The sequence below is a fragment of the Allobosea sp. 05T438 genome (genome assembly GCF_056396025.1).
In genome coordinates this window covers 1-12,419 of sequence record NZ_JBFTKQ010000016.1, presented here as the reverse complement: position 1 = coordinate 12,419, position 12,419 = coordinate 1, and the positions used below count along the sequence as shown (strand labels likewise).

Sequence of the window (12,419 nt, the reverse complement as noted above, 5' to 3'; positions counted from 1 at the left end):
CGGTTGCGCTTTGGCAAGTGCGGCGGTCAGTGCGCCGACAGCTTCATCATGACGAGGCCGGAGACGATCAGCATGGCCGCGGCGATGCGCATCGGCGTCAGCGCCTCGCCGAGCACGGCGACGCCGACGATGAAGGCGCCGACGGCGCCGATGCCGGTCCAGATCGTATAGGCCGTGCCGAGCGGCAGGGTGCGCATCGCCAGCGAGAGCAGGGCGAAGCTGCCGACCATGGTGAGGATGGTGATCGCCGTCGGTCCCGGACGGGAAAACCCGTCCGACTGCTTCATGGTGAAAGCCCAGACGACTTCGAGAAGGCCGGCAGAAAACAGGTAGAGCCACGCCATAGCGGTCCCCCATGAGTTGCCGGGTCGTCCCAGCACATTGCCCAGGTTGGGGGAGGTCGTGGCCTCACGGCCACTTACCTAGCCAGCGCTATTCGCGATGGCAAGGTTGCTGACTGCCGACGCGCCGGGCTGCCGAAGAGGGGGGCGCGAATTCTGAGCCCTCCTCCTGAGGAGCCGCGTCAGCAGCGTCTCGAAGGATGGCCCGGATGTCTCAGGAGCCTCCTGGAACATCCGTCGAGACGCCATACCTGCCGGCATGGTTCCTCAGGATGAGGGCTCGCGGGATGTTGGCGCCGAACGTTCAGGCGCGGCTGCGCGTGCTGGCGTGGGGCTTGATGCGGTGCTCGACGAAGTTGCGGAGTTCGGTGACGCGGCGCTCGGCGTCGAGCACCTCGCGGTCGAGCCCATGCGCCCAGGCGAGATCCTGCCGGCCGACAGGCTCCGCGTCGAGCGTGCGGAGGTCGTCGAGCCAGGCTTCCGTCGAGGCCTCGTCCTTGCGGAAGCCCTCCTCGATCAGCAGCGGCACCATGCGCCCGAGGATCGAAGCGACCTGCTTCAGCGGGAATTCCGGATGGTACTGCACGCCCCAGAAGGTGCCGCCATTGTGCTTGATCTCGGCCGCCTGCACCTGGCTGTAGGCGTTGGAGGCGAGGATGGTCGTGCCATGCGCGGGCAGGGCGATGGTGTCGAGATGGATCGCCGGGGCGTCGAAGGAGGACGGCCTGCTGTCGAGCAGCTTGTGGTTCCGGCCCGCCTCGGTCGGCGTGATCCGGCGGGCGAAGCCGACCTCGCGCCCCTTCGGATTGGCGGTGACGGTGCCGCCCGCTGCAACCGAGCCGATCTGGATGCCCCAGCAGGAGCCGAAGCAGGGCGTGCCGCTGGCATAGATTGCCCGCATCAGCTCGACCTGCCGCATCACCGCCGGGTCGGCCTTGTAGATGTGCAGGGCCGAGCCGGTGAGGAAAACGCCGTCATAGGATTCGAGCCCGGCGGCGTCCGGCAGGTTGGCGCCCTCGTCGGCCGGCAGGCAGATGTCGGAGACGATGCCGGGTGCAATCGCGGCGATCTCGGCGGCGTAGGCCTCGCCATAGGCCATGCCATAAGCCGTGCGCAGCCCTTCGCGATGCTCATGTGTGTTGCCGTCGACGAAGAGCAGGCGGAGCGGGCGGGAGCTGGTCTGGATCATCGGGGAACTTCCGCAGGAATGCGCAGGGCGACGGGCAGGCTTGCGCCCGATCTCATATGAGAGGGGTCTCCTGCAAGGTTATTGCATGAGCCCTTTCTCGTGACAGGGCGGAATCGTGCACCCTTCCCCGACTTGGCTGCAACGCGCCTGGGCCAATGCCTACCTGCTGCTGATCCTGACGACGCTGATGTGGGGCGGCAATGCCGTGGCGAGCCGGCTTGCCGTCGGCAACATCTCGCCGATGGCATTGACGTCGTTCCGCTGGATCGCGGTCTGCCTGATCATGCCCTTCCTGCTGCGCGAGCAGCTCAGGAAACACTGGCCGGTGCTGCGCGCGCGCTGGCGCTACGTCGCGATGCTCGGCGTGCTCGGCTTCACCGCCTTCAACACGCTGATGTATCTTGCTGCCTATTCGACCTCGGCGATCAATATCGGCATTCTGCAGGGCTCGATCCCGGTCTTCGTGCTGATCGGCGCCCTCCTGGCCTATCGCACGCCGATCGGCAGCATGCAGGCGCTCGGCGTGGCGGTGACGCTGCTGGGCGTCGTCGTCACGGCAAGCCGCGGCGACATTCAGGTCCTGATGGGCTTTCGCTTCGCCGCAGGCGACCTGCTGATGATCCTCGCCTGCGCGCTCTACGCCAGCTACACCGTGGCGATCCGCAACCGGCCAGCGATTCCGGGCCTCGTCTTCTTCACGGCGGTGGCTTGCGTCGCCTGCCTTTTCTCCTTGCCGCTGCTCGCCGGCGAGATTGCGCTGGGCAAGTTCTATATCCCGACGGCGAAGGGCTGGGCGATCCTGGCCTTCACCGTGATCGGCCCCTCGATCCTGTCGCAGCTCCTCTTCATGCGCGCCATCGAGATCATCGGGCCCGGCCGGGCCGGCGTCTTCGTCAATCTCGTGCCGGTTTTCGCGCCGATTCTCGCGGTGCTGATCATCGGCGAGCCCTTCGGCCTCTATCACGCCCTGGCGCTTGCCCTCGTGCTCGGCGGCATTTTCATCGCGGAGCGGCTGGGGCGGTAGAAGAGCCACCTCGCGAAGGATGCGGACAACTCGCTGAGCCCTCATCCTGAGGAGCCATTCGGTTGGGAATGGCGTCTCGAAGGATGTTTCAGGAGGCTCGGGAACCGTCTGGAGCATCCTTCGAGACGTCGCATCGCGGCTCCTCAGGATGAGGGCTCGCCTTTTACGGCTTCTCAGCGCAGCGCCGAGACGGCGAGCCGCGCGACTGCGGCGTGGGCTGCGTCGCGTTCCTTCGCATCGGCCCGCGAGCCGGCGAGATAGACGACGATGACGAAGCGCCGCCCGTCCGGCAGCGTGGCGATGCCGATATCGTTGCTGGCGTGGTTGATGCCGTCCGTGGTCAGGCCGAGGCCGGTGCGGTGGGCGAGGCGCGAGCCCGCCGGCAGACCCGCCTTGATCCTCTCGGCACCGATCTTCATTTCGGCAGCGATCTTCTCGATGAAGGCGGTATGGGCGGGGTCGCGCAGCCAGGTGCCCTTGGCGAAGCCCTCCAGGAAGAGCGCGCTCGCCTCGGGCGTCGCGGCGTCGCGCTTGTCCTTCAGCGCATTCGAGAGCGCGGCGATGCGGACTTCCGGCCTGAGCGCCTTGAGCTCGGCGCGGAAGCGCTTCTCGTCGACGGTCTCCCCCCAGGCAAAGCCGCGCAGACCGTAGATCTCGGGCTGGAACTGGCGCTCGTAGCGGTCGATCGACAGGCCGGCGATGCCGCCGTCGCGCAGCATCTTCGTCACCACCTGCGGCCCGCCGATGTCGCGCATCAGCAGGTCGGCCGCGGTGTTGTCGCTCTCGCCGGCGGCGAGGCGAACGAGCTCGCTCAGCGGATAGTCGTTGCGCTCGCCCTTGAAGGCCTTGGCGAGCGGGCTGCGGAACAGCGAGAAATCCTGGCGTGTAACGGTGATCGGCTGGTCGAGCCTGAACTTGCCGGCCTCGACCTGCTGCAGCACCGCGACTGCGAGCGGCAGCTTGAACACGCTCTGCATCGGGAAGGTCTCGGAGCCGCGATAGGACCATTGCTTGCGGTCCTTGAGGTCGAGCAGCGCGACGCCGAGCCGGCCCTGCGCCTGCCCTTCGATCGCGACGATCTCCTTGTCGAGTCTGGCCCTGTCCCAATCGGCGAGGGCGGGGAAGGCGGCGAGGCAGGCGAGGGCAGCGGCGGCGAGGCGGAGGCGGGCAGGCATGGGCGGTCCCTTGATGGCGAGGCCATCAGAGGGGAGGGACATTGCGGCGGCGTTGCGGCGGCAGGTTGGCCGAATCCATCCGCCCCAGCGGCGGGTTTCGAAAAAAAACATGCCGCCGCGGTTCCGATCGCGTGCGGCAGTCGTCTTTGAAGATGGATGCCATGCCGGCGCGTTCGATGGCCCGGACATCGCATCCGGCACATGGAGGTTTGCGATATGGCGAAGACAGACGTCTCGCGCCGGGCGGTGTTGGCGCTGGGCTTCGCTGGCAACCTCATCCCGTCTGTACCTCTCGCGCCCGGACCAAAGGAACGGCCATGGAAACCAAGATGTCCGCAGCGGGCGGCAGCATCGCGCTCGTGAACGTCTTCACCGTGCAGGCCGCCGACCAGCCGCGGCTGGCGGAGATCTTGCGCGAAGGCACGGAAGACTTCTTCAGCAAGCAGCCGGGGTCGCTCTCATCCTCCGTTCTGGTTGGCCGCGATGGCCGGCGGGTGGTGAACTATTCGCGCTGGCGCAGTGCCGACGATATCGCGGCATTCCGGGAAACCGAGTACTTCAAGGCGTATCTCGCGCGGATCGGCTCCCTCGCCACCGTCGAGACGATGCTATGCGACGTCGGATTCTCCCATGGCTGAGAGAGTGGCGGGCAGTGCCGCGCCGGGCGTGTTGAGCGAGGCGATCGCGCGGCTGCGGCCGCGCCTTCACCGCTATTGCGCCCGGATGATGGGCTCGGCGGTCGAAGGAGAGGACGCCGTGCAGGACGCGCTCCTCAAGGCTGCCGAAGCCTGGAGCGACGTTGCCCCCGTCGACAACCCGGACGGCTGGCTGTTCCGCATCGCGCATAACGCCGCGCTCAATGCGCTCCGGCGCCGCGCCCGCCGCGCGAAGCTGGAGCGCGAGGATGAGGAAGACATGGTTGCGCCGCAGCTGGCCAGTGTCGATCCGCTCGCGACCCGGGCCAGCCTGCAGACGCTCGCGCGCCTGCCGGTCGCGCAGCGCAGCGCCGTCACGCTACGCGACGTGCTCGATTTCTCGGTGGACGAGATCGCGCAGCTTCTGGAGCTGAGCCCGCCCGCGGTCAAAGGCCTGCTGCAACGCGGGCGACAACGGCTCGCGGAGATCGCGCAAGAGCCGGGAGACATGCGGGCGCCGCAGCTCGCACCGGCCGAGCGCAGGCGGCTGGAGGCCTATGTCGCGCGGTTCAATGCGCATGATTTCGACGCCGTCCGTGCGATGCTGGCCGAGGATGTCCGTCTGGATCTCGTCAACCGCCTGCAGTTGCGCGGCCGCGACGAGGTGGCGCCCTATTTCGGGCGCTACGACACCGCCACGCACTGGCGCTGCGCGCCCGGGATCGTGGACGGGAAACCCGCCGTGCTGATGCTCGACGCTGAGGACGGCGAGGGACCGCCGCTCTATTTCGTGACGCTGGAATGGCGCGGCGAGCAGATCGTCGCGATCCGGGATTTCCTGTTCGCGCGCTATGTGCTGGAGAGCGCCGAAATCGCGGTGTCGACGGGCTGAACGGGAGCCTCATCGGCGCAGAGCGCGAGCTCCACCGGGCAGTCCTCGATGCCGAAGCATTCCGGCAGGAGCTGCTTCAAGCGCTCGCGCAGGGCATCGAGCGTGTCCGCTTCGGTGACGATGCCGAGCTCGCCGGTATCCATGGCGTACCAGAGGCCCGCCGCCTCGTCGCGGCGAACCTCGAAGCGGATCGGCGCCAGCGCCGCCTCCTGGCGGGAGGCGACGATGGCGCGCAAGGGGTTGAGCACGATCAGAACCTGAGCCGACGCGCGCGCTTGACCATCGGGATCTCGTGGATCTTGGCGAGCAGCTCGTCCGAGATCGGCTCGTCGACCGAGACGTAGCAGATCGCGTCGCCGCCCGGCTTGTCGCGGCCGAGCGAGAAGGTCGCGACGTTGACGCCGGCGCCGCCGAGCAGCGAGCCGAACTGGCCGATGAAGCCCGGCTTGTCGGCGTTGCGGACATAGAGCATGTGCGGCGCGAACTCGGCATCAACGGCGATGTCGCGGATCTCGACGATGCGCGGCTTGCCGTCATGGAAGACCGTGCCGGAGGCGTGGCGCGGCATGTCCTCGGCCTCGACGACGATGCGGATGACGCTTTCGAGATTGCCGGCGACGTCGCGGGTCAGTTCCTCAACAACGATGCCCTTCTCCTTGGCGATCAGCGCGGCGTTGACCATGTTGATCTCGGGCAGGAAGGGCCTGAGCACGCCGGTGATCGCGGCGGCCGAGATCGCCTTGAGGTTGAGGCTCGCGACCGCGCCCTCATACTCGATGCGGATGCCCTTGACGGCGGCCTCGGTGAGCTGGCCGAGGAAGGAGCCGAGCTTCTCCGCCAGATCGACGAAGGGCTTGATGCGGGGAGCTTCCTCGGCCGAGATCGACGGGAAGTTGACCGCGTTGGTGATCGCGCCCTTGAGCAGATAGTCGCTCATCTGCTCGGCGACCTGCAGGGCGACGTTCTCCTGCGCCTCGTTGGTCGAGGCGCCGAGATGCGGCGTGCAGACGACGTTCTCCAGCCCGAAGAGCGGGTTCGTCTCGGCCGGCTCCTGCGAGAAGACGTCGAAGGCCGCACCCGCGACATGGCCGGACTTGATGAGATCAGCCAGCGCCTGCTCGTCGACGAGGCCGCCGCGGGCGCAGTTGATGATGCGCACGCCCTTCTTCGTCTTCGCCAGCGCCTCGGCCGAGAGGATGTTCCTGGTCTTCTCGGTCATCGGGACGTGCAGCGTGATGAAGTCGGCGCGCTTCAGCAGCTCGTCGAGCTCGACCTTCTCGACGCCCAGCGCCACGGCGCGCTCCGGCGAGAGATAGGGGTCATAGGCGATGACGCGCATCTTCAGGCCGATGGCGCGCTCGGCGACGATCGAGCCGATATTGCCGGCGCCGATCAGGCCCAGCGTCTTGGCCGTGATCTCGACGCCCATGAAGCGGTTCTTCTCCCACTTGCCGCCTTGCGTGGAGACATCCGCCGAGGGGATCTGGCGGGCGAGCGCGAACATCATGGCGATGGCGTGCTCGGCGGTGGTGATCGAGTTGCCGAAGGGCGTGTTCATCACGATCACGCCGCGCGAGGTGGCGGCGGGGATCTCGACATTGTCGACGCCGATGCCGGCGCGGCCGATGACCTTCAGGTTCTTGGCCTGCTCGAGCAGCTTGGCGGTGACCTTGGTGGCCGAGCGGATGGCGAGGCCGTCATACTCGCCGATGATCGCGGCAAGCTTGTCCTTGTCCTTGCCGAGGGCGGGATCGAAGGTCACGTCGATGCCGCGATCCTTGAAGATCTGCACGGCGGCGGGGGAGAGGGCGTCGGAAATCAGGACTTTGGGTGCGGGCATGGGAGGCTCCGGCTGGCGCCGCGCTGCACGGGGAGCGTTCGGCGCTTGAAGGGGGAAAGAGCGTCATGGCCGGGCTTGACCCGGCCATCTCGGGACGCGGAGGCGCAGGGCAGCGCCTCTTCTTGAGAGAGATGGTCGGGTCAAGCCCGACCATGACGGCCCGGTCAGGCCGCCTTCTTGCCCAGGCCCGCCTTGGCCTCGGCGAAGGCATACTCGATCCAGGGCAGCAGCGCCTTGACGTCGCGCGACTGCACGGTCGCGCCGCACCAGATGCGCAGGCCGGGAGGGGCGTCGCGGTAATGGCCGAGGTCGTAGCCGGCGCCGGCCTTCTCGATGATCGAGACGACCTGCTTGGCGAAGGCCGCCTGAGCATCCGGCGCCAGCGCGGTGACGGCCGGGTCGGTGAACTTCAGGCACACCGAGGTGTTGGAGCGCGTCTTCGGCTTCACGGCCAGGAAGTCGATCCAGTCGTTCTCGCGCACGAACTTGGCGATGACGCGGGCGTTGCCGTCGGCGCGCTTCACCAGCCCGTCCAATCCGCCGACCTTCTTCGCCCAGTTCAGCGCATCGATGTAATCCTCGACCGCGAGCATGGAGGGGGTGTTGATCGTCTCACCCTGGAAGATGCCCTCGATCAGCTTGCCGCCCGAGGTCATGCGGAAGATCTTCGGCAGCGGCCAGGCCGGCTTGTAGGTCAGGAGCCGCTCGACCGCGCGGGGCGAGAGCACGATCATGCCATGCGCGGCCTCGCCGCCGAGCACCTTCTGCCAGGAGAAGGTGACGACATCGAGCTTGGGCCAGTCGAGGCGCTGGGCGAAGGCGGCGGAGGTGGCGTCGCAGATGGTCAGCCCCTCGCGGTCATCCGCGATCCAGCTGGCATCGACGACGCGCACGCCCGACGTGGTGCCGTTCCAGGTGAAGACGACGTCGCGGTTCTTGGTGTCGACCTTCCTGAGGTTCGGCAGTTCGCCATAGGGGGCGTCGAAGGTGCGGACGTCGGGAAGCTTGAGCTGCTTGACGACATCGGTGACCCAGCCGGCGCCGAAGCTTTCCCAGCTAACCATGTCGACGCCGCGGGCGCCGAGCAGGCTCCACAGCGCCATCTCGACGGCGCCGGTGTCGGAGGCCGGCACGATGCCGATGCGGTAATCGGAGGGGACCTGCAGCACCTCGCGGGTGAGGTCGATCGCGGCCTTCAGCTTGTCCTTGCCGATCTTGGCGCGGTGCGAGCGGCCGAGCGGGGCGTCGGAGAGGCCCTTGAGGGTCCAGCCGGGGCGCTTGGCGCAGGGGCCGGACGAGAAGTTAGGCACGCGCGGGCGCGTGGTCGGTGCGGTATTCGCCATCGATGTCTCCATCCTTACAGATGGGCGCGCCCCGTTGGGGGGGCGTGTCCCGTCGATGGGGGTAGAGCCGCTGGGGGGCGGGAGTCAAGAGATGGGGGCGCGCGCTTCCCCGAAACCCCGCCGGCCTGGGCTAAAACTTTCCCGAAGAGGGCAGCTATCGATGAAGCGAACCAAAGCCACATAAGAGCGATCGACGCAGCGGCAGGAATCGAACCTGCGACCTCCTCGCCCACGCCAACGGCGTGTCGAAAGCGAGGGCTCTATCCACTGAGCTACACTGCGACGATGAGGCAGGCGTAGCTCACGAAAGGCGGCAATAGTTGACATGAACTCGCTGCAAGCGCGGACTTATGGTCGATCAATTTCTAAGACTGCCCTGCGGAGTTCTCCTAGAAGGATGGCTTTTTGCTTCAGCGTTTGATGAGCAGTCTCTACGCGCTCCCAATGCTCGTGAGGTATTTGATGAGCCCAGAGGAGGTTCGGACCGTACTTCCTGCGAGCAGCATCGATCCGAGCCTCGGCATCGCGGACCATGCTGTTGGCCAGCATTCCAGCCGTTAGCGAAAGGCTCGGCATCGCAGCAAGCTGGCCGTACAGTTCGATATCCTCGCGAGCACGGGCAATGTCGGAGGTAACGGCGCGGAAATTGTCGGGCACCGACGTGTCTTCATTCTCAATGCGAGTTTGCTCCTCTTCGGCTAGGAACCGCTGCTTATCTTCGCTTCTTGCAAAGCGGTTGATCGCTCCGGCTAGGCTCTCATCCGCGCACCCGCTGGCGATCTCATAGATGATGCTACACACAGCAGAGAAATCTGATCCCGGCGTCGTGACTAGTGGAGGGCCGTTGTACCAAACAGACAACGAAAATGCCGCCTCTACCACGTGAGCGCTGGTGCCGGAGCCCGAAAAGGTCAGGTAGTCGTCCTCTTGTTCCGCTCGCAAGGCGCAAATTTCGATGGCAGCTGAGCAGATCTCCATTTCGTGGACCAAATCTGAGGTCCCATAGATGCTTCGCGAGTTTTGATCGCCAAGATGAGCTGATCGCAATTGCTCGTCCTCTATGCTCGCGATAGAATCGACCCTTGATAAAGCAATCGCGGCGTTACTGAGTGCTCGCTGGGCGGCTGATATTTCTTGAATGGCGAGCCGACGAACTTTGTCCCGACGCTGACTCTTCTTGATTATCGAGAAATCTCGATGGCAATCATCGATCCGCGCAAGAGCTTTGAGGACTTCTGAAGGCTGATCAAATCTGAAGTAGCGGAGCAGCCCAGGGAGGAGAGCAGCAAGACGTTTAAAGAAAAGCTTCTGCGCAGAAATCTCTCGCTTCGCGTATTCTTCATTGATATCGGCGCGCGCTAAAGCCGAAGCATGTTCCCCTCGGAGGAATTCTGCTGACCCAAGAACCAGAGATTCTGCCACTCTTGCGTAGTCGGCGTCCACCGCTCGCGCAAGCTGCATGAGAGTTATCACGGCTGACTCCGGCAATGGGTCGTGTTCAAGCAGAGAACGGACCAGAAGATCGTCTCCGGTTAGATTCGATGAAACGTAAGACATGTCCCTGCACGACCGAGCTGTGGCGAATGCCCAGCCTCAGCTGATCGTGAGATGCCACGCAAGATGTTTTACGGTGACGCGCGCATGGCACGGGTCGCTTCGAAGCAGCTTACGGCATCTTTGAAGCGGGGCTCGGCCTCATGCTTCCCCTAGGATGGCTATTAGGGTGACGCGCTGACCGGGGAGCTTTGCTAGCCGCTAGGGGCAGCCTTCCGGCGCAGCAGCGCTGATGTATGAGAAAGCAGCGGCACAAAGCAAACTTATCCCCGCCTCACACGCTGCGCCTATCCTCGGCCCACCTCGTCCCCGAGGGGCAGCCATCCGGAGGTATGCCGTTGGCGCGAGGCGTCGGACCCGAAGAGCCCCTAACCTTATAAGCGCGGCCCGGAGTCTTAAAATCGCCGATGAGCGGAGCGCCACGGGGCGTGCGGAGGGTGGCTCAATCCATCCGCGCCGCATCCTGGCTCAACGGATGCGGATCATTCTCGCGCCTCGCGGCGCTCCGCTGCCCCTCGTTCAAACCCGCCGCGCCCCAGCGCGGGCGGCGCCTTGGCGCGCTATCCCGTCATGCTCGGGCTTGTCCCGAGCATCCACGTCTTGAACACGGCCCGCGACCAGCGAAGACGTGGATGGTCGCCACAAGGGCGACCATGACGAAGGAAAGCGCGAGGGCGCCCCCTCAATCGCCCGTCATCGTCATCTCGGCGTCGATAGCCTTCATCTTCGGATTGGCGGCGCAGAAAGCCCTGATCTTCTCCGCCACAGTGGCGGAGTGCTCGCTCTTCTTGTGCGCGCCGGACTTCAGCCAGTCGGCGCAGCTCAGCTCCCGGTCGGTGATCTGGGCGGCCGTCGGGGTGGCGAGGAGGAGGCCGGCGAAGGTGGCGAGCAAGGCGAGGCGGGGCATGGTCGGGTCCTGAATGGGCAGCCGCATCACAGGCCTGCCTTGAGCGGCGCTCCTGCCTTGCGTCGCGGCCGCATGCAAATGCGATTGTCGCGGCCCAGCTGTGCGGGCAGGGCAGTGCGGCCGGGTGGGCGCGGCCAAGGGGGCAGGCAGTGGCCGGCATTTCGTGATAGGCAGCGGCTCCTCCCGAAACAGGTTACGAGACCATGGCCAAGAAAACCCCCGAACAGCTCGCCCAGGAATTCGAGGGCCGCAAGGCCAAGGGGCTGGCCAAGGGCGGGGCGGCGTACTGGCCCAACATCATCGCCAATGCCGTGCTGAAGCTCACCGCGGCGCGGGCCGAGATCACGCCCGAGTCGCTGATCGAGATGATCGAGCGCGAGGCGCCGACGCTGGACGCCACGGTCAGGTCCGGCGCGGCGGAGGCGGTCGCGCGGCTGAAGCAGGCCGTCGCCAAGGGGGCGTGAGCGCGGGTGAAGGCTCGCGTGAAACCCTTCTCCCGTGTGGGAGAAGGGCAGGGATGAGGGACTGCCGCTGCCGATGAAGGCTCGGCCTATCCGCCTGCTGCTGTGCGGATGGTGGCGAGGACATCGTCTCGGCTATCCATGACCTCGGCATTGCTGAAGCGCACAAGCTTGAACCCGTGCCGCTCGATTTCCGCGGTCCTTGCCGCATCATAATCGCGCTCCCAGCTGTGCTGGCACCCGTCGATTTCGACGATCAGTTTTCGATCAATGCAGATGAAATCGACCGTATAGCCGAGCAGGGGAACCTGACGGCGGAACTTCAGCCCATCGAGCTGCCGATTGCGCAGTAAAGACCATAGGGCGTCTTCCTGCCGGGTGGAGGACTGTCGAAGCTGCCGGGCGAATTGGCGCCGTTCGCTGGACATTGGCAGATGTTGAACGGACTCGCTTCCGCGATCAACGGCGGTCCCTCACCCCTGCCCCTCTCCCATYCGGGAGAGGGGTTCCCCGCGCCTGACGGTCGCTGTCGAGAAAACTTATCCCCGCCCGCCCGGCCCATGCCTATGCTCGGGCCACCTCATCCCCGAGGGGCGGCCATCCGGAGGTATGCCAGTGGCGGGGTGAGGTCGGCGCCTGCGGCCGGTCTTACAAGCCGGTCCCGGGAGGCTTCGGGGCACCGCCCTGGGGGTACTACGGCCCCTGCGCGAGGAGCATCGCTGGGAGGCGCGACGGGGAAGGTCCTGTCATCCGAGGCGCGACAAGGCCGGCATCGGACCGACAAGCGGAAACCGCTTTTCGGGACCATCCGATGCACGAGACAAAGCGGAGCGCGGCGCGCTCCGTGCCGAACTGGCGTCGAGGCGAGCAGGACCGGAACCGGAGAGCCGTAGAAGCGCGGCCCGGAGTCTGAGAGAACGCCGATGAGCGGAGCGCCACGGGGCGTGCGGAAGGTGGCTCAATCCTTCCGCGCCGCATCCTGGCTCAATGGAAGCGGCCCGATACCCCGCGCCTCGCGGCGCTCCGCTGCCCCTCCTTGCGAACGCCCGCGTGAAAAC

Annotated in this window: 13 protein-coding genes and 1 tRNA gene; 4 read left to right on the top strand and 10 right to left on the bottom strand. The window is 66.0% G+C overall.

Translation table 11 applies throughout. From position 1 onward, the window contains the following. Positions 1–26 precede the first annotated feature (26 nt). Both AC1DIN_RS23775 and AC1DIN_RS23770 read right to left on the bottom strand, forming a co-directional pair. Positions 27–344, bottom strand: coding sequence for a DMT family transporter (locus AC1DIN_RS23775; protein WP_476811545.1), 318 nt, complete (start codon positions 342–344; stop codon positions 27–29). Positions 345–645: 301 nt separating this feature from the next. Then, a complete protein-coding gene (locus AC1DIN_RS23770; protein ID WP_441472658.1) occupies positions 646–1,530 on the bottom strand; it encodes a type 1 glutamine amidotransferase in 885 nt (294 codons plus the stop codon). A gap of 115 nt (positions 1,531–1,645) precedes the next feature. Here AC1DIN_RS23770 and AC1DIN_RS23765 point away from each other — a divergent pair, with 115 nt between their 5' ends. Then, positions 1,646–2,554: a DMT family transporter gene (locus tag AC1DIN_RS23765; protein ID WP_441472659.1), complete on the top strand. Its 909-nt coding sequence runs from the start codon at positions 1,646–1,648 to the stop codon at positions 2,552–2,554. Positions 2,555–2,727: 173 nt separating this feature from the next. On the opposite strand, the gene bla is transcribed toward AC1DIN_RS23765, so the two are convergent. Then, entirely contained in the window at positions 2,728–3,729 is a 1,002-nt protein-coding gene (gene bla, locus AC1DIN_RS23760) for a class A beta-lactamase (protein ID WP_476811544.1), read from the bottom strand. Positions 3,730–3,794: 65 nt separating this feature from the next. Between bla and AC1DIN_RS23755 the strand changes: the two genes are divergently transcribed. Further along, entirely contained in the window at positions 3,795–4,367 is a 573-nt protein-coding gene (locus tag AC1DIN_RS23755; protein ID WP_476811543.1) for an antibiotic biosynthesis monooxygenase family protein, read from the top strand. Between the two features lie 4 nt (positions 4,368–4,371). Continuing rightward, a complete protein-coding gene (locus tag AC1DIN_RS23750; RefSeq protein ID WP_476811542.1) occupies positions 4,372–5,256 on the top strand; it encodes a sigma-70 family RNA polymerase sigma factor in 885 nt (294 codons plus the stop codon). Here the strand turns inward: AC1DIN_RS23750 and AC1DIN_RS23745 are convergent. The 6 genes from AC1DIN_RS23745 to AC1DIN_RS23720 form a co-directional block, all read right to left on the bottom strand. Beyond that, positions 5,214–5,504 carry a DUF1902 domain-containing protein gene (locus AC1DIN_RS23745; RefSeq protein ID WP_476811541.1) on the bottom strand — a complete coding sequence of 97 codons (291 nt, stop codon included), beginning with the start codon at positions 5,502–5,504 and terminating at the stop codon, positions 5,214–5,216. The two genes, AC1DIN_RS23750 and AC1DIN_RS23745, sit on opposite strands and share 43 nt — an antisense overlap. A 2-nt stretch (positions 5,505–5,506) precedes the next feature. Further along, entirely contained in the window at positions 5,507–7,096 is a 1,590-nt protein-coding gene (gene serA, locus AC1DIN_RS23740; RefSeq protein WP_441472664.1) for a phosphoglycerate dehydrogenase, read from the bottom strand. 164 nt (positions 7,097–7,260) lie between these two features. Then, complete coding sequence (locus AC1DIN_RS23735; protein ID WP_476811540.1) at positions 7,261–8,439, bottom strand: phosphoserine transaminase; 1,179 nt, start codon at positions 8,437–8,439, stop codon at positions 7,261–7,263. A gap of 193 nt (positions 8,440–8,632) precedes the next feature. Beyond that, positions 8,633–8,721, bottom strand: a tRNA-Glu gene (locus AC1DIN_RS23730). Positions 8,722–8,787: 66 nt separating this feature from the next. Continuing rightward, positions 8,788–9,912: a hypothetical protein gene (locus AC1DIN_RS23725; protein ID WP_476811539.1), complete on the bottom strand. Its 1,125-nt coding sequence runs from the start codon at positions 9,910–9,912 to the stop codon at positions 8,788–8,790. 763 nt (positions 9,913–10,675) lie between these two features. Beyond that, positions 10,676–10,927 carry a hypothetical protein gene (locus tag AC1DIN_RS23720; protein WP_476811538.1) on the bottom strand — a complete coding sequence of 84 codons (252 nt, stop codon included), beginning with the start codon at positions 10,925–10,927 and terminating at the stop codon, positions 10,676–10,678. 176 nt (positions 10,928–11,103) lie between these two features. Here AC1DIN_RS23720 and AC1DIN_RS23715 point away from each other — a divergent pair, with 176 nt between their 5' ends. Then, complete coding sequence (locus tag AC1DIN_RS23715) at positions 11,104–11,364, top strand: hypothetical protein (RefSeq protein WP_476811537.1); 261 nt, start codon at positions 11,104–11,106, stop codon at positions 11,362–11,364. 86 nt (positions 11,365–11,450) lie between these two features. On the opposite strand, the gene AC1DIN_RS23710 is transcribed toward AC1DIN_RS23715, so the two are convergent. Then, positions 11,451–11,789, bottom strand: a complete 339-nt coding sequence (locus AC1DIN_RS23710) for an endonuclease domain-containing protein (protein ID WP_476811536.1) — start codon at positions 11,787–11,789, stop codon at positions 11,451–11,453. Positions 11,790–12,419: the final 630 nt, after the last annotated feature.

Bases quoted from the DNA above. Each gene is read 5' to 3' on its own strand.
- AC1DIN_RS23720 (WP_476811538.1), bottom strand. From the start codon at position 10,927: ATGCGGCTGCCCATTCAGGACCCGACCATGCCCCGCCTCGCCTTGCTC.
- AC1DIN_RS23770 (WP_441472658.1), bottom strand. From the start codon at position 1,530: ATGATCCAGACCAGCTCCCGCCCGCTCCGCCTGCTCTTCGTCGACGGC.
- AC1DIN_RS23715 (WP_476811537.1), top strand. From the start codon at position 11,104: ATGGCCAAGAAAACCCCCGAACAGCTCGCCCAGGAATTCGAGGGCCGC.
- bla (WP_476811544.1), bottom strand. From the start codon at position 3,729: ATGCCTGCCCGCCTCCGCCTCGCCGCCGCTGCCCTCGCCTGCCTCGCC.
- serA (WP_441472664.1), bottom strand. From the start codon at position 7,096: ATGCCCGCACCCAAAGTCCTGATTTCCGACGCCCTCTCCCCCGCCGCC.
- AC1DIN_RS23710 (WP_476811536.1), bottom strand. From the start codon at position 11,789: ATGTCCAGCGAACGGCGCCAATTCGCCCGGCAGCTTCGACAGTCCTCC.
- AC1DIN_RS23735 (WP_476811540.1), bottom strand. From the start codon at position 8,439: ATGGCGAATACCGCACCGACCACGCGCCCGCGCGTGCCTAACTTCTCG.
- AC1DIN_RS23775 (WP_476811545.1), bottom strand. From the start codon at position 344: ATGGCGTGGCTCTACCTGTTTTCTGCCGGCCTTCTCGAAGTCGTCTGG.